Annotated in this window: 20 protein-coding genes; 11 read left to right on the forward strand and 9 right to left on the reverse strand. The window is 59.2% G+C overall.

All coding sequences use genetic code 11. The features are described from left to right. Nucleotide 1 precedes the first annotated feature (1 nt). The 5 genes from IEI95_RS12760 to IEI95_RS12780 all read right to left on the reverse strand — a co-directional run bounded on the left by IEI95_RS12760 (nucleotide 2) and on the right by IEI95_RS12780 (nucleotide 7,649). Nucleotides 2-2,272, reverse strand: coding sequence for a DEAD/DEAH box helicase (locus IEI95_RS12760; RefSeq protein WP_234934219.1), 2,271 nt, complete (start codon nucleotides 2,270-2,272; stop codon nucleotides 2-4). Continuing rightward, nucleotides 2,229-3,551 carry an ATP-binding protein gene (locus tag IEI95_RS12765; RefSeq protein ID WP_194416523.1) on the reverse strand — a complete coding sequence of 441 codons (1,323 nt, stop codon included), beginning with the start codon at nucleotides 3,549-3,551 and terminating at the stop codon, nucleotides 2,229-2,231. The genes IEI95_RS12760 and IEI95_RS12765 overlap by 44 nt, the downstream gene beginning before the upstream one ends. Further along, nucleotides 3,548-5,782, reverse strand: a complete 2,235-nt coding sequence (locus IEI95_RS12770) for a TerB N-terminal domain-containing protein (protein ID WP_194416524.1) — start codon at nucleotides 5,780-5,782, stop codon at nucleotides 3,548-3,550. The genes IEI95_RS12765 and IEI95_RS12770 overlap by 4 nt, the downstream gene beginning before the upstream one ends. After that, on the reverse strand, nucleotides 5,779-6,507 hold the full coding sequence (locus tag IEI95_RS12775; RefSeq protein ID WP_234934220.1) for a peptidoglycan-binding protein: 729 nt from the start codon (nucleotides 6,505-6,507) through the stop codon (nucleotides 5,779-5,781). Before IEI95_RS12775 ends, IEI95_RS12770 begins: the two co-directional genes overlap by 4 nt. Before the next feature lie 500 nt (nucleotides 6,508-7,007). Continuing rightward, on the reverse strand, nucleotides 7,008-7,649 hold the full coding sequence (locus IEI95_RS12780; protein WP_194416526.1) for a 2'-5' RNA ligase family protein: 642 nt from the start codon (nucleotides 7,647-7,649) through the stop codon (nucleotides 7,008-7,010). Between the two features lie 604 nt (nucleotides 7,650-8,253). On the opposite strand from IEI95_RS12780, the gene IEI95_RS12785 reads away from it, so the two are divergent. From IEI95_RS12785 to IEI95_RS12810, 6 genes are all read left to right on the forward strand, one after another. Next, nucleotides 8,254-9,432, forward strand: coding sequence for a phosphoserine transaminase (locus IEI95_RS12785; protein ID WP_156535944.1), 1,179 nt, complete (start codon nucleotides 8,254-8,256; stop codon nucleotides 9,430-9,432). 84 nt (nucleotides 9,433-9,516) lie between these two features. Beyond that, nucleotides 9,517-11,112: a phosphoglycerate dehydrogenase gene (gene serA, locus IEI95_RS12790; RefSeq protein WP_071205096.1), complete on the forward strand. Its 1,596-nt coding sequence runs from the start codon at nucleotides 9,517-9,519 to the stop codon at nucleotides 11,110-11,112. A 207-nt stretch (nucleotides 11,113-11,319) separates the two neighbouring features. Beyond that, the gene (locus IEI95_RS12795; protein ID WP_194416527.1) at nucleotides 11,320-12,738 is read left to right on the forward strand and encodes a cytochrome ubiquinol oxidase subunit I; all 1,419 of its coding nucleotides are present in this window, start codon (nucleotides 11,320-11,322) and stop codon (nucleotides 12,736-12,738) included. Then, on the forward strand, nucleotides 12,728-13,732 hold the full coding sequence (cydB, locus tag IEI95_RS12800) for a cytochrome d ubiquinol oxidase subunit II (protein WP_015917001.1): 1,005 nt from the start codon (nucleotides 12,728-12,730) through the stop codon (nucleotides 13,730-13,732). The genes IEI95_RS12795 and cydB overlap by 11 nt, the downstream gene beginning before the upstream one ends. Next, nucleotides 13,732-13,866, forward strand: coding sequence for a DUF2474 domain-containing protein (locus IEI95_RS12805; RefSeq protein WP_139190353.1), 135 nt, complete (start codon nucleotides 13,732-13,734; stop codon nucleotides 13,864-13,866). Before cydB ends, IEI95_RS12805 begins: the two co-directional genes overlap by 1 nt. 117 nt (nucleotides 13,867-13,983) lie before the next feature. Then, entirely contained in the window at nucleotides 13,984-14,973 is a 990-nt protein-coding gene (locus IEI95_RS12810; protein WP_194416528.1) for a Tim44 domain-containing protein, read from the forward strand. Between the two features lie 539 nt (nucleotides 14,974-15,512). On the opposite strand, the gene IEI95_RS12815 is transcribed toward IEI95_RS12810, so the two are convergent. Continuing rightward, complete coding sequence (locus IEI95_RS12815; protein ID WP_041697036.1) at nucleotides 15,513-16,088, reverse strand: transglycosylase SLT domain-containing protein; 576 nt, start codon at nucleotides 16,086-16,088, stop codon at nucleotides 15,513-15,515. 312 nt (nucleotides 16,089-16,400) lie between these two features. Between IEI95_RS12815 and bcsN the strand changes: the two genes are divergently transcribed. Continuing rightward, on the forward strand, nucleotides 16,401-17,126 hold the full coding sequence (gene bcsN / locus IEI95_RS12820) for a cellulose biosynthesis protein BcsN (RefSeq protein ID WP_194416529.1): 726 nt from the start codon (nucleotides 16,401-16,403) through the stop codon (nucleotides 17,124-17,126). Nucleotides 17,127-17,233: 107 nt separating this feature from the next. Here bcsN and IEI95_RS12825 read toward each other — a convergent pair whose 3' ends face one another. From IEI95_RS12825 to IEI95_RS12835, 3 genes are all read right to left on the reverse strand, one after another. Then, nucleotides 17,234-17,725, reverse strand: coding sequence for a hypothetical protein (locus IEI95_RS12825; protein WP_194416530.1), 492 nt, complete (start codon nucleotides 17,723-17,725; stop codon nucleotides 17,234-17,236). A gap of 45 nt (nucleotides 17,726-17,770) precedes the next feature. Next, nucleotides 17,771-19,996 (reverse strand): TonB-dependent siderophore receptor, encoded by a 2,226-nt coding sequence (locus IEI95_RS12830; RefSeq protein WP_234934221.1) that lies wholly within the window; start codon nucleotides 19,994-19,996, stop codon nucleotides 17,771-17,773. Nucleotides 19,997-20,191: 195 nt separating this feature from the next. Further along, nucleotides 20,192-21,091: a helix-turn-helix transcriptional regulator gene (locus IEI95_RS12835; RefSeq protein ID WP_194416531.1), complete on the reverse strand. Its 900-nt coding sequence runs from the start codon at nucleotides 21,089-21,091 to the stop codon at nucleotides 20,192-20,194. Nucleotides 21,092-21,259: 168 nt separating this feature from the next. Between IEI95_RS12835 and IEI95_RS12840 the strand changes: the two genes are divergently transcribed. From IEI95_RS12840 to IEI95_RS12855, 4 genes are all read left to right on the forward strand, one after another. Continuing rightward, nucleotides 21,260-22,075, forward strand: a complete 816-nt coding sequence (locus IEI95_RS12840; RefSeq protein WP_194416532.1) for an ATP-binding cassette domain-containing protein — start codon at nucleotides 21,260-21,262, stop codon at nucleotides 22,073-22,075. Between the two features lie 7 nt (nucleotides 22,076-22,082). Next, nucleotides 22,083-22,964, forward strand: coding sequence for an ABC transporter substrate-binding protein (locus IEI95_RS12845; protein ID WP_420481799.1), 882 nt, complete (start codon nucleotides 22,083-22,085; stop codon nucleotides 22,962-22,964). After that, nucleotides 22,961-24,940, forward strand: a complete 1,980-nt coding sequence (gene fhuB / locus IEI95_RS12850; RefSeq protein ID WP_156537055.1) for a Fe(3+)-hydroxamate ABC transporter permease FhuB — start codon at nucleotides 22,961-22,963, stop codon at nucleotides 24,938-24,940. Before IEI95_RS12845 ends, fhuB begins: the two co-directional genes overlap by 4 nt. Before the next feature lie 72 nt (nucleotides 24,941-25,012). Then, on the forward strand, nucleotides 25,013-25,393 hold the full coding sequence (locus IEI95_RS12855) for a GFA family protein (RefSeq protein WP_156537054.1): 381 nt from the start codon (nucleotides 25,013-25,015) through the stop codon (nucleotides 25,391-25,393). Nucleotides 25,394-25,780: the final 387 nt, after the last annotated feature.

The following is a 25,780-nucleotide window of genomic DNA, read 5'->3' on the forward strand; positions in this document are numbered from 1 at the left end:
GCTACATCTCTGATTTGGCCTGGTGGTCGCCGCAAAGGCTAATGGCAATTTCTTGGAGAGCTCCATAATCAAGCCGCTCCCGAACGGTGACCATCGTCATTAAATCCCATGAAAGATGATTGTCGAAGCGCGCGAGATTCGGCCGGGCCACCCCGGTCATCAGGGCGTTGATCGTCGGCACATCGCCCGCTGCCCACCGCTTGAGGCATTGACTGACGCCTTCGGGATCACAGTCCTGGAGTTCGAGGGAGTGCTGGTACTGCGCGGTCCTGAAGTCGCGCGAGAGGAAGGCGAGAGCCAGGGTGTTCAACTTCCTCGTTCCTATCCATGGCAGAACCAGAGCGCCATCTGCGTATGGCAGGATCGATCGCGTGGCCAGCCCAAGTTCACCAAAACACGCCCGGGCGCTGCCCAACATTTCCACAGCGACGCGGTCGATGTATGCGTACTGCTCGCTGCTTTCGAGCACTCTCTTCATTTCCAGCGCTATGCGATCGTGCAATCCACCGACATTACCGCTGAAGCGCGGCGGTTTGCCGCCCCGGGTCGGTTTCACGGTTATGACCCGACTGGCGTCGTCCACCTCGAGGACCTGCCAACGCCTTCCGGCGAAAATCAGCGTCTCCCCCGACCTGATCGCCGAATCCAGCGGGTAGGTGCCTAGCGTTCTGGCGTCATGCATGATCCGGTATTCCCGCTCCGTCGAGAACACCGGGTAGAAGTCGTGCGCCTCCGTTATCCTTTCCCCGAACTCCCCGATCATCAGCAAGCCCTCCGGGGACTGCTCGACGAGCTTGTTCTCCTCAGACGCCATGCAGCGCAGGAGATCGGCGAATGTCGTGCGATCCACCGACTTGAAGGGGCCCCGGTCGCATAGGATTTTCCATGCGGCCTGCGGTGAAACGCCCCCCTTTTGGAGGATGAGCGCGAGAATTTGGTGAACGAGTGTCGAAAGATGCACTCCGGTCGGGGCAGGCGGCTCGCACCAGCCGTCCTTGAGGCATTCGATCATGGCGATCGATTGGACAAGCCCGAGGTTCAGGCGCTCGAGAGGATGCTGTCCGCGACCCGGATTGCGCTCGATGACGAACATCCGCATGACGGCCGGGCTTCCTGCCCGTCGTCCCGAACGGCCGAGGCGCTGCCTGAGCGACGACACCGAGAAACCCGGTCCGATCTGAGCGACGGACTCCACGTCACCGATATCGATGCCGAGTTCCAAAGTCGTCGTCGCGACAGCCGTCGTCGGGCGGGGATCGTCGCGGAGCCTGAGCTCGACATCCTCGCGTTCGGCCTTGGACAGGCTGCCGTGGTGGGGAAAGAATTCGTTCGGGACGCGGTTCTCCTCGCACATGAGGCGGAGCCGATCCGCATAGAGCTCGACCCGCTCCCGGGAGCCGCCGAAAAGCAGGTTCCGGTGCCCCCTCAGAAAACGAAAGAGGTCGTCCGCCAGGCGTTCCGGGATGCCGTGCCGTTCGTCCGCCTCTTTGTCGGGCGGGGCCTCGTCGTTCTCGTCGCCGTCGTCCTTGGGCGCCTCTTCCTTTTCGTAGTATCCCCGGATCTGCAACTTGAGGCCATTACCTTCGTCATTCCCCTCGATGACCACCACGTTCGCGCCGCCGGCGGGTCGGAGCGCGTCGGCGGCCAGCCGCATATCACCGAGCGTCGCCGAGAGGCCGACACGGTCGATCCGCTCCCTCCCGCATTCGATCTCGATGCGATTGAGGATTGACTGGAGCTGCATGCCCCGCTCGGTCCCGATGAACGCGTGGAGTTCATCGATGACGACGGCCTCCAGCGAGGAGAACAGGAATCGTATTTCCTTGCCCCGGCGGACGAGGAGCGCCTCCAGCGATTCCGGCGTGATCAACACGACCCCGCTCGGATTCTTGCGCGCCCGCGACTTGGCATCTGCAGACACGTCGCCATGCCATTTATGGAGAGGGATATCGCAGGCCTCGCATAGTGGCTCGAGCCGACGGTACTGGTCGTTGATGAGCGCCTTGAGCGGACTGACATAGAGGATGCGGAAGCCGTCCCGCCCATCGTCGTCGAGGACGCGGGTCAACAGCGGCATGATCGCGGCTTCCGTCTTTCCCGCAGCCGTGCGGGCGGATATGACGACGTCGCCGCCCGCGAGAACGGCGGGTATCGCCTTCTCCTGAACGTCCCTCAGCCGCTGCCATTTCTGTGCCCAGATCCAGCGCCGGATTGGTTGGCCGAGACGCTCAAAGGCGGAGGGTTGCAAGCTCGTCGTCCCCGTCGTCGGCATCCACCGGGATTTCCGCCTCGTCCGCGCCTTGGCGATCCTCGCTCACTTCGACACGGGTCAGCAGGTCGTTCCACTTGACCTCGGGGTTCTGCTCCAGGACCGCGAGTAGGTCCACAAACGCCTTCACTGTGTTTCGAGGCGTGCGGAAGTAGGCGTCGCCGATCGTGTTCGAACAATGCTCCATGAAAGCGACGAGAGCATCATCCGGGACCAGATGCTTCTCCGGCTCGCCACCTGCGAACACATCGCGAAGCCTTTCCAGCAGGTGGAACAGTTCTTCCGGGGTGAGGCTCGGAAGGTTGATGACGGGTCCCGAATAGTCGGCAAGGCCGTTCACTGCAAAGCTGTTCTCGGCAAGCCTGCTCTGCAGCGCCTCGTAGGAGTAGAGACCCCGGCGGGTGTCGAGCAGAAACTCCGGCGTTCCGCCGAGAATGAAGCCGATGCCTTCGGTGGTCCCCTGCAGCACGTCGTTCAGGATGCGGAGGATCTGCTCGTAGTTCTGCTTCCGGGCCTGGGCGCTCTGCAGCTTGTAGAGGTTCACCAGCTCATCAAGGCAGACGATCAACCCCCCGAACCCGGCAACCCTGACGAATTTCGCCAGAAGCCTCAGGCCGTCGTAGAAGGACGCGTCGTCGAGGATCGTCCTGACGCCGAGATCCTGCCGCGCTTCGGTCTTGGTCGTGTACTCGCCCCGGAGCCAGCGGAGGGCAGCATCCTGGAGAGTGCCATTCCCGTCTTCATATCCGCGGGCGTAAGCGGCGACCACCGTCGCGAAGTCGTAGCCAGCAACCATTTCGCGGATATCGCCGAGCCCGTCCTTGACAGCCGTCTCGATCGGCACGCCCGTCGCGCGCGCTTTCTCAGTTGCCTTCTGGATGTAGCTTTCGAGAATGTTACGCAGCGCGCCGCCATCTGGAGCGGTGCGGGTCGAAAGGCTTCTTGCCAGCTCGGCATAGAGCGAGCGAGCCTGGCCGTTGGTCGCGTGGATGCGTCGGTCGGGCGACAAGTCGGCCTGGCATACGGCCAGCTTGCTCTGGAGGGCTATCTGCCGAACAAGGAATAGGAAGAACGTCTTGCCAGCCCCGTATGCGCCGATCACGAAACGTATGCTCGATCCACCTTCGCCCACCCGGCGTATGTCACGAATGAGCGCGTCGATCTCGCGCTGACGTCCGACCTGAATGTGCTGTAGGCCGAGCCTCGGGACGACACCCGCGCGGAGCGCACTGATGATTGTGTCGCGGTCACGCGGCTTGATGGCGGGTGGCTTGGTGGTCATGCGGGCATGCTTTCTTTGATAGCTGCTGGACTTGTCGGAGGTGTGGGAAGCAGATGGCTGTTGATGTCCAGTTCATCGTCGCCTTCGATCATGAGTTCGTCGAAACGGTCGAGCGCCCAATCGTTGATCGCTTCCTTCGCCGCGCCAGGCATCAGGGAAGCGTCTCGGGCCAGATGTTCGAAATCGTCTTTCGACCAGCTTGCACGCTGAAGGATTTCCGATAGGAAAGCCCCGTATCGCTGTTCGAGACCTTCGAAGAGCTCGCTTTGCGTGGCTTCTACCGGGGTCTCTAGGACCAAAGCGACTGCTTCTTCCTCTTCGTCGACGAAAATGTCGGCGAGGACGTTCGAGGTAACCCGTGTTTCCAAGCGGATGCTCTGAAGTCTAGATAGGTCGATGCTTGTCGGCGAAGGGGAGGGCGCCGTTTTCGATGAGGGGGCGGAAGGCGCCGATGTGGGCCCGGCTGTATGTGTCGCGCTGTTTCCCGCGTGAAGACGCTCGTAGAGAGACTTCTGGTCGATCCCCATCCTTTTGAAGATCGCCTCGAGTTTCCTGACCTCGTCGGCGTGCAGGTCGCCATCGGCGGACGCGAGCGCGACCAGTTCGGCGGCGACAGCGTCCCGGGCGCGTTCGGGGACGTCTTTCAGGCGTTTGAGCCAGTCATCGAGGCGTGCGGGGTCCTTTTCATTCAGCCGGATATCTGCTTCCAGCCTCCGCTTTTCATCTCCGGACAGGTCTCTGGAGGTCGCAATCCGGTCAAGGAGCGCTTTTCGTTCCAATTCGTGAAAATCGCCGTCGGCATATCCGACGACCATCCCAAGCATCGTCGAGAGCTGTCGGGTACGGTAGGCGTCGGTTGCCACCGCAGGGAGGGGGGCCGAGATCGGAAACAGGATCGCTGTGTCATCACCTGCCGACGACTTCACGGCAAACGCCGGATCGAAGGTCGCACCAATTCCGAAACCAGAAAGGGCCTGGCTTAGATCCCGGAGCTTGGCCTTGCCGGGGCTGGCCCCCATCTCGATGCCTATCTGCTCGGCGAGACGGTCAATACGTGTTTCGGAGGATTGGTCGGCGAGACGTCGGAGGCCCGCCAGGGGATCGCCCGGCAAACTCGCGGCGGCCGTCATCCGCAGAGCCTCGGGGAGCTTGGATATGGCGAGCAAATTCGGCTGCAGACCGGGGAGACGTCCAAGAGTGCGGCTGTAATCGTCGAGCTGCTCCATGCAGTCGTTGAAGACCCGTTGCGCTATCCGGATCGGCTCTTCCCGGTCGCTGATGTCCGGAATGTCTCCGCCGAGGACCTTGATTTCGAGATTGAAGCTTCCGCTGCAGGCCTGGTATTGCTTCTTGAGCTTCTTCGTCCGTCCGGCCTTCAGCCGGTAGCCCGCCGGATAGAGCTTCGCGAATTCCAGAAGGTAGAGTTCTCGCAACAGAGAGGGGACGCGTTTTGCTGGCGTGCGGACGCTAGTCTCCGGATGGGTCAGCGCGAACCGAAGCATCAGATCAGCCTCGATCGGACGTTCGTCCCGGACCCGGATACCGAGGGCGATCTTGACCGCAGCGGGGACCTCATAGCCGTTAGGCTCGACCCTGGCGATAAATTGGGCGGAGGGCTCACCGCTCTTGAGTTCGGCTGCGGTCAGCAACTCCGTGGCATAACGGTTGAAAGAGCCGTTATGGCCGTAAACATCGAGAAGTCGCCTGACCTCCGCCAGCACGGCGGCTGTATCGGAGGCATCGACGTCGAGGAGCAGCCGCCGTTCGAGGCCGTAGAAGTAGAGGAAGACGTAACCGATGTAGTCGTCTGGATTCGACCTGCCGCCTGCCAACCATTCCAGATAGGACCTTCTGGCTTCCGGGGACATCCCGCCATATGATGGCCAGTATCCCATGGATACACCCGCCGGATCGCGGCCTTTTCCCACGGTTAGCCCAGGATCGACCAGACAGTTATCGTTTTCGTTCAGCCTTCCCTGCTTTCCGAGAAAGCCTCCGAGATAGAACATTCCGCCCAATATCGTGACTGAAGAGACGGTGACGGACTTGCCCGGCGAAATCCATTCGGCTCCGGCCATTTTGGCGGCAGAGGCGTCCGTCCTTGGGGGAGGGGGTGCCAGCTTTGGTTCGGCCGCCTTTGCACGATGGAAATTCAGCAGGGTTCCCGCCTGGGCGGGTATCGGGGGGTGAGTTACGCCAGTCTTTTGCCCCCGATCGGTAATATCGGTCAAGTCGTCATTCTCGCCAGCGGACAGGGTTTCGCTTTGGATGCGTTCGCTTTGATCCAGTCGGTGACGTGTCTGTTGTGCGCGTCCATTGACGGCCTGCGGTCCTGATACGGCGAGGTGGACTGCTCCGTCAGGACCCGAAATGCGTCCTTGTCCCATATCAGTTCTGTCGTGGCGTCGCTGTCAGGAGCGGTGGGCATGCCCTTCGCGCTAGCGACCTGCCGCCTTTGCTTCCGTCTTCTCCAGAACAACAAGACGCCGCCGACGGCCAGACCGGCAAGCGCCAAGTTCCAGGACGAGTTCTTGCCGTCAGACGAAGCCGTCGATGACCGGGGAGCAAGGGCATCGCCGCGCGCACCTTCGGCCGTCGGCTCAACGCTGTCGACCTGCCGCGCACTCTGAGGTTGCTGCAAAGGCATGGCGATTTCAACCGTGCTGAAAGCGGAGCCGTCAATAGGACCGAGAGGCTTGGTTTGGACTTCCGGGACCTTTGGTAGTGGTGTTACGTTTTCCGACTCCGAGCCAGCAACTGCGGTTTTTTGATCTTCTATCGCCGGAGGGGTTGGGAAAAGGCGGTCGATCGTCGCCGGGTCCGCCACGCCGGTGGGAGCCAAGCCGTTTGCCGTCTGGTACGCACGTAGTGCCGCGATGGATCTCTTGCCCCACACGCCATCAGGAACGCCCGGCTTGAAGCCCTTGTCAACCAACGCCTTCTGGATATCACGCACTGACCGCTCCGCTGCCCGGACCGATACAGCGGTCAGCGGGCTCAGCAAACCCGCAGCAATAACTAGCACAACAAACGGTCGGAACCTCACGAAAACCTCACCCCGAAGTAGACGTCCACTATACACGGGAAGCTTGTATGGCCAAGAGCTTGTTTACATTCGCGGTCTTGAGATCGTGTATTCGATCCGTCGCCGACTCTGTGCGGACCTACTCCTCCTCGCTGTTGCGTGGGCGTCCAAGGCTCGATGCAAGGAGAAGTTCGACCGGGCCGTAACACAGCTATCGCCACATATCGATGTTCGAGACATTACTTCATGCCATAAAGTACGCCTTTTCAGGCACTTATACTATTTGGCCTAGCGGTCCACGGTTCCATTTCTTTCAAGGCGGTCAATCGAATGTCCGGATGCTACCCGTATTCCTGATTGCCTTATCGGCACACGGTTGAGGCGCACCATTTGACCGAATCCTTGTACCGGGGAATGATTTGGCCGGGCGCCTAAGGCAATTGACCACGAGAGATCAGGTGGGTGGCTCTAAGGCCGAGAAAAAGCGTCGTCGTCTGGTGCTCCCAAGGTCCGCCAAGGTACCGCCAGAGATCCAGCCCTGTGATGTTGATGACGACAGGTCGGAAGTCGGCGGCAAGCCTTTGGTAGAGCGCACCGGCAGTCTGTCGTGAAACCTTGTTCTGGACCGTGATATGCGGCCGCCATTTCTGCATGTCCTGTCCGCCCAGCCACGGCATGAATGCCGCTCGTAACTCGATATGGACCGCCAGGAGCTGCGGGCTTTCGATCGAATAGGCGACGCCGTTACCGAGATGGCGGACGCCGGAGACTTTTGCGGCGATCGATCCATTTCTCTGACCAATATCTTTGGTGGTCTCGACGATACGGTCGGTATATTCCCCCGGCAGCCGATGGAACATCGTTAGATGCGCGCTTAAAAAGTTGCGATCGGATGGGAAATGCTGCTGTCGCAGGCGCTCGAACGGTTCGAGATCACGCGGGGCGATGTGTGAAGTCAGGATGAGTGGCTGGACTGTCTTCACCTGGTCAGCAATTCCTTCTGTTGAGTGTCCGGCGTAGCCTCCGTTTGCATCACCATCTCCCTCGCAGGGTCCACTGTGCCGATTGATCATGTCTGTATGGCTTAGATGCAGACAACGTGACATCGCCGGCGATCCTAACCGAAGCTAGACGGTTCTCATACCGGACCGACGACTTCCGGCCCCCAATGCGGAAATCACTCCTTCGTGGGCGTCCAACCGAACCACTTCTATGAGCCGCGGCCGTGTCATTTTCGAGATGACACGGCCTTTTTCTAAGGTGTTTTCAGTGACACGGCAGCCTGAAATTGTTGCTCGTTCTCGAAGCTTCCCAAGCTGAATAACACTCTGGCGCTATCAGTCTCAATTTCTCTGATGGTTACACTCGTAGCAAGACGATCGTAACTCAGAGAGGCGCATTCGTCGTCAAGGTTGCGCCTATAATGCGATATTTTGGAGATTTATTTGCGCGTTTTGCAATGGTGCGAGACCCCATAACATCAGAACGAATCGGCACTCTTTGTGTCAGATTTTGTGTCAGTGCCACTCACTTGTTTTGGTTATGTTCGCGCAAGGTTCTGCGCGAAATTACGAGGGGTTTGAATTTTTTCTTGCAAGGCAAAAGGGTTTTGATTATAGCCGACGGCGGGACACCTCTCCCCAACGAGAGGCCATATACCTGGAAGGGTAGTTTGCTATGATTGATATTACTGCACCCGCTGTACGTACGGAAAATGCTAATTTTTCGTCTGGCCCTTGCTCGAAGCGCCCCGGTTGGGCACTCGACGCTCTCAGTGATGCCCCGCTCGGTCGCTCGCACCGCGCCAAGGTTGGCAAAGACAAGCTGAAGCTGGCCATTGACCTTACCCGTGAAATTCTCAACGTTCCCTCTGATTACCGCATTGGTATCGTTCCCGCATCTGACACTGGCGCTGTTGAAATGGCGCTGTGGTCTTTGCTGGGTGAGCGCGGCGTGGACATGCTGTCTTGGGAAAGCTTCGGCGCTGGCTGGGTGACGGACGTTGTCAAGCAGCTCAAGCTTGCTGATGTTCGCAAGTTCAATGCCGATTATGGCCTGTTGCCAAACCTTGCCGATGTTGATTTCGACCGCGACGTGGTCTTCACATGGAATGGCACCACGTCTGGCGTTCGCGTTCCGAATGCTGATTTCATCCCGGCTGATCGCAAGGGTCTGACCATTTGCGACGCCACCTCTGCTGCCTTTGCGCAAGAGATGGATTTCTCCAAGCTCGACGTTGTGACCTTCTCCTGGCAGAAGGTTTTGGGCGGCGAAGGCGGTCACGGCATGCTCATCCTCAGCCCCCGCGCTGTTGAGCGTCTTCAGACCTATGCACCGGCTTGGCCGCTGCCGAAGATTTTCCGTCTGACCTCTGGCGGCAAGCTGATTGAAGGTATCTTCAAGGGCGAAACCATCAACACGCCTTCGATGCTCTGCGTTGAAGATTATCTGGATGCGCTGAACTGGGCGAAGTCGATTGGCGGTCTGGAAGCCCTGATTGCCCGTGCTGATGCCAATGCCAAAGTGATCTTCGATTTCGTGGCTGCCAATGACTGGATTGCCAACCTTGCACAGGTTGACGAGACTCGTTCCAACACGTCTGTCTGCCTGACCATCGCCGATCCAGAGGTTCTGGCGCTGCCCGCTGAAGAGCAGGCCGCTTTTGCCAAGGGCATTGCAACGCTTCTGGAAAAGCAGGGCGTGGCCTATGACATCGGTGCTTACCGCGATGCGCCTGCTGGCCTTCGCATCTGGGCCGGTGCCACCATTGAGACCGCCGACATGCAGGCTTTGATGCCTTGGTTGACCTGGGCTTACCAGACCCAGAAGGCAACTCTTGCCAAGGCTGCTGCCTAAATCCTCTTACGGTTCCGCCACAGGGCGGAACCTTTCTTTCCCATTCCTGATCGTTACAAACGAACTCTTTTAGGAGGCCTCGTCATGGCACCTCGCGTTCTCGTCTCTGATGAATTGTCAGAAACCGCCGTCCAGATTTTCCGCGATCGCGGCGTTGAAGTGGATTTCCAGCCGCAACTCGGCAAGGATAAGGACAAACTGGCTGAAATCATCGGCAATTACGATGGTCTGGCCATCCGTTCGGCCACCAAGGCCACGGAAAAGCTGATTGCTGCCGCCACCAATCTGAAAGTAATTGGCCGCGCTGGTATCGGCGTTGATAACGTTGATATTCCGGCTGCCTCGCGCCGTGGTATCATTGTGATGAACACGCCGTTCGGCAATTCCATCACCACCGCTGAACACGCCATTGCGCTGATGTTCGCCGTTGCCCGCCAGCTGCCTGCTGCTGATGCCTCCACGCAGGCTGGCAAGTGGGAAAAGTCGAAGTTCATGGGTGTTGAAATCACCGGCAAGGTGCTGGGTGTGATCGGCGCCGGCAATATCGGCGGCATTGTCTGCAAGAAGGCAATTGGCCTGGGCATGCATGTCATCGCTTACGACCCCTTCCTGTCCGCTGAACGCGCTCAGGAAATGGGCGTGAAGAAGGTTGAGCTGGACGAGCTGCTGGCTCAGGCCGATTTCATCACCCTGCATGTGCCGATGACTGACAAGACCCGCGGCATTCTCGGCAAGGAAAACCTCGCCAAGACCAAGCCCGGCGTTCGCATCATCAACTGCGCCCGTGGTGGTCTAGTGGATGAGGCCGCTTTGGCCGAAGCCATCAAGTCCGGTCATGTTGCCGGTGCCGGTTTCGACGTGTTCGAAGTTGAGCCTGCCAAGGAAAGCCCGCTGTTTGGCCTGCCAAACGTGGTTTGCACCCCGCATCTGGGCGCATCCACCACCGAAGCACAGGAAAATGTTGCCCTGCAGGTGGCCGAGCAGATGTCGGACTATCTGGTCAATGGTGCGGTTTCCAACGCCATCAACATGCCATCGATCACTGCGGAAGAAGCACCGCTTCTGAAGCCCTTCATCCGGCTTGCCGATGTTCTCGGCGCTTTCGTCGGCCAGGTCACAGATGGCGCGATCAAGGAAATTGAAATCCTCTATGATGGCCAGACGGCCACCATGAACACCAAGGCGCTGACGTCTGCTCTACTGGCTGGCTTGATCCGGGCGCAGGTTTCGGATGTCAACATGGTGTCCGCGCCGATCATGATCAAGGAAAAGGGAATCGTGCTGTCTGAGGTCAAGCGTGACAAGACCGGCGTTTACGACGGTTACATCAAGCTGACCGTGACCACCGAAAAGCAGACTCGCTCGATTGCTGGCACGGTGTTCTCGGACGGCAAGCCACGCTTCATCCAGATCAAGGGCATCAACCTCGACGCCGATGTCGGTCCGCACATGATCTACATTTCCAACACCGACGTTCCCGGCATGATCGGCTTCATGGGCACCACGCTGGGTAACGCTGGCGTCAACATCGCCAACTTCCAGCTGGGCCGCGAAAAGGAATCCGGCGACGCGATTGCGTTGCTCTATGTCGATGGTCCTGTCGAACAGGCTGTGCTCGATCAGTTGACCGCCAATGCGGCGATCAAGCAGGCCCGGCTTCTGACATTTGCGGTCGAATAATCGACAGTCTTTTTACCAAGCAAAAGCCCGGCATGGAGAAATCCCTGCCGGGCTTTTGTTTTCTGGCCTTCTATCTTGATATCCGTCAATGTGTCGCATGGCGGCTTGTCGCATTGATCTCATGTGCATCTGTTCTATTTTCAATTGATATCGTGTCCGCCATGCCTGTCGCTGCCGGGTCCGGTTCCATTGAAGAGGTGCGCTGCCATGTTCGATCAATTCGATGCCGTTCTTCTCGCGCGGATACAGTTTGCCTTCACGGTTTCTTTCCACATCATCTTTCCAGCTTTCTCAATCGGGCTCGCCAGCTATCTGGCCGTGCTGAACGGCTTGTACCTCTGGACCAAAAAACAGGTCTATTTTGAGCTGTTCAATTTCTGGAAGACGATCTTTGCCGTCGCCTTCGGCATGGGCGTGGTGTCGGGCATCGTGATGTCCTATCAGTTCGGCACCAATTGGTCGGTGTTTTCGGATAAGGCCGGGCCGGTGATCGGGCCGCTGATGGGCTATGAGGTGCTGACGGCTTTCTTTCTTGAGGCAGGCTTCCTTGGCGTCATGCTGTTCGGTCTGCACCGGGTCGGGCCAAAGCTGCATTTCTTCGCCACCTGCATGGTTGCCTTCGGCACGCTGATTTCGGCCACCTGGATTCTCGCCGTCAATTCCTGGATGCAGACCCCCGCCGGTTTCGGCATGAACGATAAAGGCCAGTTCATCCCGCTCGACTGGTGGGCGGTGATCTTCAATCCGTCCTTCCCCTATCGGCTGGTGCATATGGTGTTGGCCGCCTATCTCACCACGGCGCTTGTGGTGGGGGCGGTGGGTGCCTGGCATCTGCTGCGCAAGACCGCGCCGCGCCGTGCTGGCAAGATGTTTTCGATGGCAATGGGCATGGTAGCCGTGGTTGCGCCGATCCAGATCCTGGCCGGTGATGCACACGGGCTGAACACATTGGAACATCAGCCAGTGAAAGTCATGGCCATGGAAGGTCATTATGACAGCCATCCCGATGGCGCGCCGCTCATCTTGTTCGGCATTCCCAATCCCGCCGAAAAACGGGTGGATTATGCCGTCGAGATTCCAAAACTCTCCAGCCTGATCCTCAAACACGACCTCAACGCGCCAATGGCCGGGCTGGATACCGTGCCGGATGAGCTGGAGCCGCCGGTTGCGGTGATTTTCTGGTCGTTCCGCGTCATGGTTGGCCTGGGCTTTGCCATGCTGGGACTGGGTCTCTGGAGCCTGTGGGCGCGCTATCGCCGCACACTCTACAGCAATGATTGGCTGCACCGCGCCGCTTTTGCCATGGGGCCCGCGGGCTTCATCGCGGTATTGAGCGGCTGGATCACTACCGAGGTGGGTCGCCAGCCCTACACGATCTACGGTCATTTGCTGACGGCGCAGTCCCATTCGCCAATTGCCGCGCCTGCGGTTGCGGCATCGCTGATCGCTTTCATTATCGTCTATTTCTTCGTGTTCGGGGCCGGAACCTTCTACATTCTGCGGCTGATGGCGCGGCTGCCGCGCGATCCGACGCCGGAAATTGGCGATGCACCGCTGCGCAGCGCCGGGATCACGCCGGGGCCAGCCCACCACACCCAAGGCAAAGGAGGCTCCCATGCCCTTTGATTATGCGTTCCTCTGGGCCGCGATCATCGCCTTTGCGGTGCTGGCCTATGTCATTCTCGACGGTTTCGATCTCGGCGTCGGCCTTTTGTTTCCGTTCTTCAAGAGCGAGCATGACCGTGACCAGATGATGAATTCGGTGGCGCCCGTCTGGGATGGCAACGAGACCTGGCTGGTGCTGGGTGGCGGCGGGTTGATGGCGGTGTTTCCACTGGCCTATGCCACCATCCTGCCGGCGCTTTACATGCCGATCATTCTCATGCTGCTTGGTCTGATCTTTCGCGGCGTGGCCTTCGAATACCGCTGGCGCACGCGGCGCTGGAAGGGCGTTTGGGATGTCGGCTTTACCGGTGGTTCGCTGGTGGCGGGCTTTTCGCAAGGCGTGGCGCTGGGCGCGTTGGTGCAGGGCATTCCGGTCGTTGACCGCGCCTATGCCGGAGGCTGGTGGGACTGGCTGACACCGTTTTCGATTGCAACAGGCGTCGCTCTTGTGTTCGGCTACACGCTGCTGGGCGCAACCTGGCTGGTGTTCAAGACGGTCGGGCCGCTGCGCGCCCAGGCACAACGCTATGCGCTTGCCGCCGCCGTGCTGACGGTTGGGGCGATGGGCGTGTTCAGCCTGTGGACGCCGTGGTTGAAGCCGCATTATCTCGACCGCTGGTTCACCTTTCCGACGGCGGTGTTTTCCGTCATCGTGCCAATTCTGGTGCTCGGCTGCCTCTATCTGGTGTTCAAGGGGCTGCGCGACGGTAAGGACTGGCTGCCCTTCGTGGCGTCGCTTGCGCTGTTCGTGCTTGGCTATGTTGGTATCGGTATCAGTTTCTATCCCTATATCGTCCCCACCTCGGTGACGATCTGGGAAGCGGCGGCGCCCGATACCAGCCTGAAATTCCTATTGGTTGGTGCGGCTATCCTTGTGCCGATCATTCTGATTTATACGACCTATGCCTATTGGGTGTTCCGAGGCAAGATCGATCCGGAAGAAGGGTATCATTGATGGCGCAAGACATTGGGACAGAACCGAAATCGCTGAAACAGAAGATCCTGTGGTTTGCGATTTTCTGGATTGTCGGCGTGGCGGTGGTGGGCGCGGTTGCGGCCTCCATCCGGCTGGTGCTGATGCAATCATAAGGTTAGCCCGTTTTTTGCGATCCGGCCCTTAACATCAAGCAAGTCCATCGCCATATGGGCAAGGAAGGCTCATTTGGGCGCAACAGCCCGAACGGGCAGGTTTGGAGAGAGGACGTCATGGGAAGAGCAGGCAGGATCATCGGCATCGTGGCAATCGGAGTGGCAGTAACCCTGTCAGCAGTCGATTTCGCGGAGGCCCGCCGGGCCGGAAGCTCCAGCAGTTTTGGCAGCCGTGGCGAGCGCACCTTTAGCGCGCCGCCCGCGACCAGCACGGCCCCAACGACGGCAGCCCCCATTCAGCGGAGCATGACGCCGAATACTGGCGCGACAACGCCCGGCATGCAGCAGCCCGCTTCGCGTGGCCTGTTCGGCGGCATGGCCGGTGGTTTGATGGGCGGCCTTTTGATGGGCGGTCTGTTCGGCATGTTGCTCGGCGGCGGGTTCGGCGGTGCGGCTGGCATGTTCGGCATGTTGTTCCAACTGCTGCTGATTGGCGGCTTGATCATGCTGGCCATGCGGTTCTTCAACCGCAATCGCACGGCATCCTCCTATGCCGGTCCGGCTTCGCGCAATGATATGTCGCAGCCGGGGAACGCTCCTCAAGGATCGCCTGGCGGTTTCGGTGGCTTCTCCATTCCGAAAATGGGTTCTGGCGCGGCGCTCGGTGCCACTCGTCCGGCCGTTGTTAAGGCCGGTACAGATGATGTCGGCATCGGCCCGAAGGATCTGGAGATTTTCGAGAGCCTGCTGAAAGACATGCAGAAGGCCTATGCAGAGGAAGATTATTCGGCGCTTCGCCGGATCACCACGCCGGAAGCCATGTCCTACCTTGCCGAAGAGCTTGGTGAACATGCGACCAAGGGTGTCAAGAACGAGGTGCGCGATGTGCACCTTCTGCAGGGCGATCTGGCCGAAGCCTGGCGCGAAGGCACGGTTGATTATGCCACGGTCGCCATGCGCTATGAAGCCATCGATGTGATGCGTGATCGCGCCACCGGCGCTGTGGTGGATGGTGATCCCGATCATCCGCAGCAGTCGGTGGAAGTCTGGACCTTCGTGCGCCGTCCCGGTTCGGGCTGGAGCATCTCGGCAATCCAGTCGGCCTGAGACGAACGGACCAACAGTAAAAGCCAAGAGTTATGAGAGCCTCCGATCGCAAGATCGGGGGTTTTTTCATGCGCCGTATTTGTGCGTCCGGCTCCTCCATTCATACCAAGGCTCTGACATGCTGACGCATCTTCGAGACTTGGTATTAGAAGAGGATCGTGCCGGTTCCGATTGACAGTACACGACGCTATCGTTTTTATCCGTGGCTTACTCCTCTGGCTTGCTAGCGTTCGTCATGTAAAACGATTCACTGGATCGTTTCATCGGCTTTGCTAACCACTCCTTACCCCCTCATGGGGGAGATCGGTAAGAAGCACATACGGCATATCTTTTTAGCGACTGAATATGCTGGAAATAACAAGGTTTCTGTAGGGTAAGTGGTTTCCACATATCGATCTCCCCCCATGAGGGGGAGATGCCCGGCAGGGTAGAGGGGGGTAAGCGGCATATAAAAATGTTTGCGTCGTGTTACTATTTTACCCGCATTGCGGCCCCAGACCGTATTCTCTTCAGAACACTTGCTGATGTAACGCCAAGCCTCACGGGCAGCGGCGCAGCTGCTGCTCGTAAACGGCGGTGATGGCGGCGAAGCGCTTGGCACCGGCCAAAGCCTCCGGGCGGGCGCGGTAAGCGCCTCGGCGGTAGCCGTCCTGGCCGGAATGGTAGGCCAGATAGATGTTGTAGGGACTGCTGAAGGGGATGCCGTTACGCAGGTGGCTCTGATAGTGATACCAGCCGATGAAGCGGACGGCGTCGCCGAAATTGGTGCGCCGGGCAAGGTAACGACCCGTTTCACGCTGATAGCGGTCCCAGGTGCCGTCAAGCGCCTGCGAATAGCCATAGGCCGTCGAGACGCGCTTCCACGGAATGAAGCCGAGAATATAGCGTCTGGGTGGCCGGGCACGGGCGCGGAAGCTGGATTCGGTATAGATGGTCGCCAGCAGGATTGGCACCGGAACGCCGTATTCGCGCTCCACCGAGCGGGCGGCGCGTTTCCAGTTTTCAAAGGCCCCGTCCTTCTGCTCGAAGATCGCGCAGGCATTGCGGATCTGGCTGGGCGGCCGAGCGCAGCTTGCCAAAGCCAGCAAGAGGGCGATGATGAGGATTCTACGCATTACAATAATACCTCTTCTATCACCCCTCATCATATTCGCTAAAATTTAACGAAAAGTTTTCATTTCATTTACCGTTGATAGCCATGGGTTTTGGCCTGCAACCATTGCTGTTGCAGCATGAGACAGTCGGTCTCTTCTCTTTAATATTTCGTTAACACTTCGATCACTAAAGCTTGCGGCAACAACCACGCTGCCCGTCTTGCAGACGGTGCGAGGACGCGGCACAAAACGACTGGGCCGGATTATTTCGCCTTAAATCAATCCTGATTTAAGAAATGATGCGGTAGGATGGGTTTGACGAGGTAAACGGCTATGAAAACCACAGATGACCAATGTCCCGGCAAGGGTAGTGCCCCTGCCGCAAATCTAAGCTTGCGACGGATCGGAACGCTCTTGTCGATGCTTGGCGTCGCCTTGGTGGCGTCTTCCTGCGTGGCTGGTATCGATCCCAACTCAACAGGATCGATTTCCAAGAAGAAGCCGCTGGCGGCAAAGACGCAGGCTGTGGAAAAGGGCGCGCCCGAAGTGGCGATGCTGAAACTCTCTGGCCTGACGGCACCGATCACGGGCAATCGTCATCGCGTCGAACCGGCTTCGGCTTTTCAGACCCTGCTATACCCGACCGCCGGCAAGCTTGGCGAGAACAGCCTGGCAATCGAGATCGGCCTTGCCGACAGCGACCGCTTTCGCCAGATGGCGATGACCGATGAAGCGCCAGCGTCGATCAAGAAACTGTTTCCCGGAGTCAAAATGGTGACCGACACCGCCATTCATCAGAACGGCTATGGGCAATTCGGGGTTGCCACCGGCACGCTCGGCAAAAGCGGCGGCGCCTGCGTTTATGCCTGGCAGGCGGTGAAGGACCCGCGTGCCTTCAAGACCGCGGTCAGTCTGTCCGACAAGTCCGAACTGGAACTGCCGGTGCGGGTCACGCTCCGCTATTGCGACGCCAAGGCGAGGCCTGAACAGTTGGTCGATCTGATGCGGACACTGTCGATCCGCTCGGTTACCAGCCGTAACCTCGATCTTTTGAGATAAGAGGGTCGGCAATGTTTACCCATTGCCGACTCCCCAGCTCAAATCTGGATTAAGTGTTTCGAAATTGCCGCAAGACGCAACGTTGTCTTGCGGCAGCCTGATCTTGATCAGTGCAGGTTCTCGGGTTCTTCCGAAATGTCGGCACCTGCTACGGCCAAAGGCTGCTGTGGTCCGGGAAACTTGTGTGATACGCCGTCCACACGCACTTCGTTATTCTCGACAACAATATTGCTGGTTGCCCAGACCAGATATGATCCGGTTTTTCCATTTGACTCGATGAAAAGAACGAAGCCGCGCTTGTCGGAACGTCCCCAGCTATCGGTCTTGCCGGGCGAGATTTCATAAGGGTTTGTTGAGCCTTCACTCCCCCAATGATTGATAGAAGCCTGGATTTTGAAATTCGATGCGTTAAACACAGTGATTGCCATTATTTCCTCCCTGAAAAGCAACGTTTTCTGTTGCGAGAGCAGTGATAATTCAGGTTTGGTTTTGCAATCAATGAGAGAAGTCAATCGACCCAAATTTCGCCGATAGGGCGAAATTCGATTGTGTTGATGGCAGACGGATGTCAGCACGAAGACGCTCATATGATCGCCCATGCCAGCACCTTTCGCCTGCCGAACGCGCTGGCATGATGTCTGACCTTACCAGCTTTTCGAAATCTTCAGCGTCACCGTGCGGCCTTCGCCATAGCCGCAGGTCAGCGTGCCCTGGCAACCGGAGACATATTGCTTGTCGAACAGGTTGGTGACGGAGAGCGCCGCACCCCAGTCGTCCTTCTTGTAACGAATGGCGGCATCGAACAGCACGGCATCAGGTACTTTTTTGGTATTGGCGTAATCGGCCCAGCTTTCGCCCTGATAGCGAATGCCACCACCCAGGCTGAAGCCTTCGAGTTTTCCGGCCATAACCGTGGTTGGGATCGCGTAATCCAGCCAGGCGGATGCCAGCATCTTTGGCACGAGATAGGGTGAATTGCCGATCAGCGATGAGTCGGCGTGTTCGAGAATCTCCAGATCCTGATAGGTGAAGGAGGCCAGCGCCTTCCAATCGGCATTTAGCTCCACCTTGCCTTCCAGTTCGAAGCCGCGCGAGCGCACCTCGCCGATCTGGGTGGAGAGAAAGGTGAGCGGATCGGTCACGGTCCAGTTCTTCTTGTCAATCTGGAAGACCGAGGCGGTGATCATGCCCGGAAAGAAGCTGGGTTCGTATTTGACGCCCGCTTCATACTGCTCGCCTTTTTCCGCCTTCAGTGGATCGCCCTGGGTGACACCGATCTGCGGATTGAAGAAACTGGCGACACTGACATAGGGCGTCAAGCCATTGTCGAATTGATAGGCGAGACCCGCCCGGCCGCTGGCCGCACTCTCATTGCTGTCATAGTCGGCATTGCTGGCGGTACGGTCGTTGGACGTGGTGTAGACATAGTCGTAACGGCCATTCAGCGTGGCGATAAAGCCGCCGCCGAAATGGATCTGGTCTTGCACATAGCCGCCGATCTGGTTCTGGCGCAGGATCTGGTTGAGATAGACCGAATTGGCAGGCTGGGTGGTGCCATAGACCGGATCGGTGGCGCTGATCGGCGTGTCGGTGGTGCTGGCCTGCACCTGATCGAGCTGGTAGAATTTGTAATCGACGCCTAGCGTTACGTCATGCTTCAGTGCGCCAGTCTCGACCTCGCCGTTCAGGTGATTGTCGATGGCGAAGGAATTCACCTCTGTATGGTGGTTGAAGCCGAGTCGCGTCAGGTAGGCATCGCTGCTTGTTGGTTCCGAGAGATAATTGCTGCCGGTGGCCGGATCGTAATAGCCATAGGTATAGGGCGTGTTCTCGGCCTTGTTGAGGTAGGAATAACGGGCGGTTTGCGAAAACGTCCAGCCGTTTTCCAGTTCGTGGCTGAAATCCGTACCCACCATGGTCTGGCGCGAATAGCTGTAGTCGCTCCCCGGCTCGCCGTAATAGGCATCCCGGTCGATCCGTCCGAAGGAGGCTTTCTCCACCGTGCCGACATAGGGCAGGAAGCCGTTGGTGCCGGAGGTCTGGTCGAGATAGGAATAATAGGCATAGACATTCAGCTTGGTGCCGTCATCGGGAGCCCAGGTAATTTGCGGCATGATCACGCCGCGGAAATCATGGGCGTAATCGGCAGCCTTGTCGCCACCGGCGATCTTGCCGGTGACCCGGTAGCTGACATCGCTGTCCTTGACCGTATCGCCGGTATCGAAGGTCAGGAAGGCATTGCCATAATTGTTGATACCAACTTCGGTGGTAAGAAATTTCTCACCCGTCGGACGCTTGCCGACCATATTGACGAGCCCGCCCGGATTGGAGCCGCCATAGAGAACCGAGGCCGGGCCTTTCAGCACTTCCACCCGCTCCAGCACGACAGGGTCCACCAGAAACCCGCCGAAACCGTAGCTCCACAGGTTCAACCCGTCGAGGAAGCTGCCGGTCTGGGTGGCCTCGAATCCACGGATATACATCCAGTTGGTGTCGCCATCGGCACCGAATGGCTGGGTATAGACGCCGGATGTATAGCGCAGCGCCTCATCAACCTTGTTGGTGACGCCGCGATCCGCCATTTCGGCGGTGCCAATCACCGAGACCGATTGCGGCACTTGCGTGATCGGCGTATCGGATTTGGAGCCTGTCGAGGTGCGCTTGGCGACATAGCCATCAACCGGGCCAGTTGCGGTTTCGCTCTTGCCTTCGACGGTGATGGTCGACAATTGCGTGGTGGCGTCCTGCGCATGGACAAGGCCCGGCAGGCATAGCGTCTGTAGGGCAATCCCTGCCAGCAAGGCGGCGCGATGCCGGTTTGAGCGATCTTGCCCATCTGTTTTCCGTGCCTGAACCAATGCCGTCCCCATGTCATCACCCCATTGCCAATGCCCCGCCGGGCATGAATTTCAAATGATGACTGATTAATTCATGTATTTCTGTCGTGCTTGTCTGAAGCATGGAAGGCTTGAACGGATTTGGGCAAACCGTGTCCCGCCGCACAGAATTTTAACGGGTATTGCACAGCGATTGCCGAACCGGGCAGGGTGAACTCCCCAGCCAACTCAATTGAGCCGGACCCGTCGCCATTCGGACGGCGACAGACCGACGGCGCGGCGAAAGCTGCGGGCAAAATGGGCGGCATCGGCAAAGCCGGTTTCAGCCGCGATCACCGTCAGCGGCACGGCGGGGTCGCGCAACCGTTGTTTGACCGTTTCAATCCGCGCCTTCATTTGCCATTGATGCGGCGATAGGCCGGTTGACGCCTTGAAGGCGTGGCTGAAATAGGTGGGTGACAGGCCCGCCAATCCGGCCAATTCCTCCAGCCGGATGGTGCGCAGGCAATGGGCTTCGATGAAATCGCAGACCCGTCGGAGCTGCCAGGCGGCCAGCTTGCTGCGTTTGCGGTTGGGCATTTGGTGTGCAGGGGTGGGGCGAATGTTCAGCACATCAATCAGCAGCGCGCTGACCAGGCCATCGCCATAGAGGTCATGCAGCGGCTGCGGATTGGCGACATCGGCAGCGATCAGTTCGGCCAGCGCCAGCAGCCGGGGATCATCAAGCAGGTAGCGCGGCTGGTGCAATGCCGCCAGCCCGGCATCCTCGCCCAACCGGTGCCGCAAGATATCGGCATCGAAATGCAGATCCAGATGCCGCAGGCTTTTGACCCCGGTGATTGCGGTCGATAGTTCCAGCCCGGCGGGAATGAAATGGGCGGCTCTGGCCATCGCGCCTGAAATCCGCCTGCCACTGCCTTCGGCCATGCTGAGGTCGGCCCCATCCTCGCCTGCGGCGTCCAAAAGAATGAATAAGCGCGGATCGTTGCTGACATAATGGCCACCCGCATCGTTTTGGCAATCCACTGACCAGAGATCGGCGACCATGCCGTTCCAATAGCGCCGGTGCAGGCCGGAGGCGACGGACAGTCCGTCGATCTTGCTGGTCATGCGGGGCAGGTAGGACATTGGCCAATCCGGGACAAGTGAGGTGCAGGCGATGGGCAAAACAGAGTTGAAAACACACTTGCGAAGCGGCAAGACTGTGTATAGTTGATTTTTATTATCATGTTTTATCCGCCCAGTTCAAGCTTGGTGGGGTCAAGCTGAGTGGCACTGTGTATTAGAGGATCTTTGATGGCGAGCGAACATCGCAAAATCCTGGCCGCAGGCGAGCCGGAGATGATTTTCGAAACGCAGGCGCTTGGTTTCACCGTCGATGGCCGTGCGTTGTTGCGGGATGTGTCGATCGGTTTCCGTAAGGGTGAGATTTCCGGCCTTGTCGGCCATAATGGTTCGGGCAAATCCACATTGCTGAAGCTTCTCGCCCGCCAGCAAAGCCTGACATCCGGGACGATCCATTTTGCCGGGGCGGATGCCAGCGCGCTTGGGGCGCGTGATTTTGCCCGCAAGGTTGCCTATCTTCCACAGGACGTCACGGCGGCCCATGGCATGACCGTGCGCGAACTGGTGGCCTGCGGGCGCTATCCCTGGCATGGAGCGCTTGGCCGGTTTACCGAGATTGACAAAGCCAAGGTGGAAGAGGCGCTGGATCTTACCCATGTCCTGCCCATGGCGGACCGCATGGTGGATACGCTGTCGGGCGGCGAGCGCCAGCGGGCCTGGATCGCCATGCTGGTGGCGCAGGACAGCGAATGCCTGCTGCTGGATGAGCCGACCTCAGCGCTGGATATCGCCCATCAGATGGACGTGCTGGCGCTGGTGCGCCGTCTGTCGCAGGAAAAGGGTTTGAGCGTCATCATCGTCCTGCATGACATCAACATGGCCAGCCGCTTCTGCGACCGGCTCTATGCGCTGAAGGCCGGGCAATTGATTGCCGAGGGCTCCCCCACCGCGCTGATGACCCGTGAGACGCTGAACGCCATCTACGGCGTCGATATGGACGTCACCCGCCATCCAGGTTTGGAGATCCCGCTCGCCTATGTCTGCTGATCCTTTCCTGCCGCTCAGCCGCCGCCATCTTTTGGCCGGGGGTGTGAGCCTGTTGATGACATCCGTTGTTCATGCCGACGAAGCCCGGCACAGCCGTGTTGTCTGCCTGGATTACGGACTTGCCTCGACCCTGTTGGCCTTCGGGGTCACGCCGCTGGCGGTCGCGTCTCTGGCCGATTGGGACAAATGGGTGGAAGAGCCACGCATGCCTGATGGCGTGATCGATCTCGGCTCGTCCTGGGAGGTCAATTTCGAATTGCTGATCGCCCTGAAGCCCGACCTGATCCTGTCGACGGCTTTTAACGACCCGCTGAACCCGCGGCTGCAAGCCTTGGCACCGCTGTTTCGCGCCAGCATCTATGCGCCTGACACCACCGATATCCTGACCGCCTCTTACAGCGCGACGCGGGATCTCGGCAAGGTGATGCGGCTGGAGGCAAGGGCCGAGGCCTTTCTGGCCGAGGCCGATGCGTTTTTCGAGGCCTGCCGCGCCCGCCTTGCCCGACTGAATGCGCCGCCGGTGGCCCTGGTCAATTTTATGGATGCCCGCCATGTGCGGGTCTATACGGCGCCCGGTCTTTACCACGATGTCCTCCAGCGGCTGGGCCTCACCAATGCCTGGCAAAAGCCCGGCAATTACTGGGGCTTCGAGCTGATCGGCATCGAGACCCTGGCGACAATCACTGATCCGCGCGCCCGGCTGATTGCCTTCGAGCCTGTTCCCGCCGATGTCATGCCGACCTTGGCAAAGAGCCCGCTCTGGCAGGCCTTGCCGATGGCAAAGCCGGAGCGCTTCGCTGTCCTGCCCTCGACCCTGATGTTCGGGATGGTGGTGGAAGCCATGCGCTTCGCGCGCCTGCTGACCGACTACTTGGACAGTCAAGCATGAATATTCCGTTCTCTTCCAGACCGTCCTATCTAGGTCCGCTCCTCGTCACCCTGCTGCTTGCCGGTCTTGGGGGCCTGATGGCCTGGCACGGCATTGCGCCGGTACTGGCGCGGCCTGAAAGTGCGGGTTACGACATCGATTATGCCGTGCTTTACAATGCCACCCTGCCGCGTTTGGCGATGGCGTTAATCTGCGGGGGCGCGCTGTCTCTGTCGGGGGCGCTGTTCCAGCAGGTGCTGCGCAATCCGCTGGCCTCGCCGACCACGCTTGGCGTTTCGGCGGGGGCCAATCTCGCCATCGTCCTGGCGCTGCTGCTGTCGCCCGGTCTGCTGGGTTTTGGCCGCGATATGGTGGCGCTGGCCGGCAGCGCCCTTGCGGCGGGCCTGGTGCTGCTGATGGGCTTGCGGCGTGGCTTTTCACCGTTTTCGCTGGTTATGTCCGGGCTGGTGGTCAGCCTGTGGTGCGGGGCGCTGTCGAGCGTGCTGGTGCTGCTGAACGAGCGCTATCTGGTCAGCTTGTTCATCTGGGGGGCGGGATCGCTCGCCCAGCAAAGCTGGGTTCCGGCGCTCACCCTTCTGCCCAAGGTCGGGCTGGTGGCACTGGCCGCTGCCCTGTTGCTGCGGCCGCTTACTCTCGTCGAACTGGGGGAGGCGGGGGCCTCGGCGCTTGGCGTCAAGACCGGCCATTTGAGGGCGGCGGCTATTGCGCTTGCCGTGTTGCTGGCGGCCTTCGTCACCAGTGCGGTCGGGGTTGTCGGCTTTATCGGGCTTGTGGCACCAACGCTTGCCCGGCTGACTGGCGCGCGGCGCTCCGGCGCGCTTTTGGTCTGGTCGACCCTGATCGGTGCGGCGCTGTTGTTCTTTGCCGATAGCGCATTGCTGCTGCTTGCCGACCAATTCAGCGACATGCTGCCGACCGGGGCTGTCACCGCCTTGTTCGGTTCGCCGCTGCTGCTGGTGTTGCTGCCGTTGTTGAAAACCCGGCATCGGATCATAGTCGAGCGGGTGCCGAAGCCTCGGCATCTTGCCTCGACGCGGACGGTCTTGATCGTGGGGCTGATCGGTGGCGTTGCGTTGATCGCCATGGCGCTACTGTTCGGGCGCAGTACCGTCGGCGATTGGGCTTTTCTGTCTCCTTCGCTCTACAGCGAAATTCTGCCTGTGCGCTTTCCCCGCGTTTTGGCCGCCTTTGCCTCTGGAGCCATGCTGGCGGTGGCCGGGTTGATCCTGCAACGGCTGACCGGCAATGAAATGGCCAGTCCGGAAGTGCTGGGCATCAGTGCCGGAGCAACCTTCGGGGTCACGGTGGCGGTGTTCTTCCTGGCGGCGCCAAGTCTTGGGATGCAACTCGGTTTTGCTGCGGCAGGTTCGCTGACTGTGTTGGCGGTGATTTTCCTGTTTGCCGCCCGGGCCGGTTTTGCGCCGGAACGGGTGCTGCTGGCGGGCATTGCGCTGAGCGCCATGGTCGATGCCGTGGTCGGCGTGCTGGCGGCCAGCGGCGATCCCCGCGCCACCTTCCTGATGCGCTGGATGAGTGGCTCGACCTATAATGTCACGATGACGAGTGCCATCACGGTGACGGTCATCGCCGTGGCTCTGGTGGTGATTGTCGCCTTGCTGCGCCGCTGGCTGGACCTGCTGCCGCTGGGTCCTTCTGCTGCGGGCGCACTTGGCGTGCCGCTCGCAATGGCCCGGCTGTTGCTGCTGCTGTTGGCAGGTGCTCTCAGCGGTGCGGCTACCCTGACGGTCGGCCCCTTGAGCTTCGTCGGCCTGATGGCCCCGCATCTGGCCCGCGAGGCCGGATTGCTGCGCGCCGGGCCGCAACTGACCGGTGCCGTGTTGATCGGCGGCGTGCTGATGATGATGGCCGACTGGATTGGCCGGACCCTGGTCCACCCTTACGAAATCGCCGCTGGCCTGGTCTCGGCGCTGATCGGCGCGCCGGTGCTGATCCTGCTGATGCGCCGGAGGGCTTGAGGGACTTTCCTGCACCCCCGTTTCCAGGCATGATTTGCTCGTTGTGATGATGACGGGGAACGGAAAAAGCCCATGCATAAGGGATCATGTCTTTGCGGCGCTGTTCGCTTTCAAGTGAACGGTGATTTACCGCCGCCGGATGCTTGCCATTGTTCTAAATGCCGCAAGCATTCTGGCCATTATTTTGCCTCGACCGATGTGCCAAAAGACAAAATAGAGATCGATGGCAGCGAGACTATCAGCTGGTATCAGTCCTCGGAAAAAGTCAGGCGCGGCTTCTGCTCAGTCTGCGGAACGTCGCTGTTCTTCGATCCGCCAGCAAGAGACTGGATCGCCGTTGCCATGGGCGCTTTCGATGGTCCCACCCAGACGCGGCTCAAAATGCATATCTTCGTTGCCGACAAGGGTGACTATTACGATATCGCTGACGGTTTGCCGCAGAACCAGCAATAGAGTATCGAGGTGAAAATCCGCATTCACAGTACACGACTCAAACGGTTTGATATGCCGCGTACCCCCTCATCCCCCTGCCGGGACCTTCTCCCCGATGGGGAGAAGAGACCTGCGGCATCCTCTTGTGCCTTATACCAAGAGTCATTTAAAATGACCGATGGCATGCCTTTTTCGAATATCTCAAGCCTTTGATGCATTTGAGATATTCGAAAATGTTATCAGGTGAGGATGCGTCAGCATCTTCGGGCCTTGGTATTATATGCGCGGCAAAAGCCGATAAAACCCTTTGCCAACAGCCTTAGGATGAGGCTCAGTGCTGTCGTGTTGACCTCTTCTCCCCAGCGGGGAGAAGTCCCCGGCAGGGGGATGAGGGGGGCGAAGCCAATT

It is taken from the genome of Agrobacterium vitis (assembly GCF_014926405.1).
In the GTDB taxonomy this organism is placed as follows: Bacteria; Pseudomonadota; Alphaproteobacteria; order Rhizobiales; family Rhizobiaceae; genus Allorhizobium; species Allorhizobium vitis_H.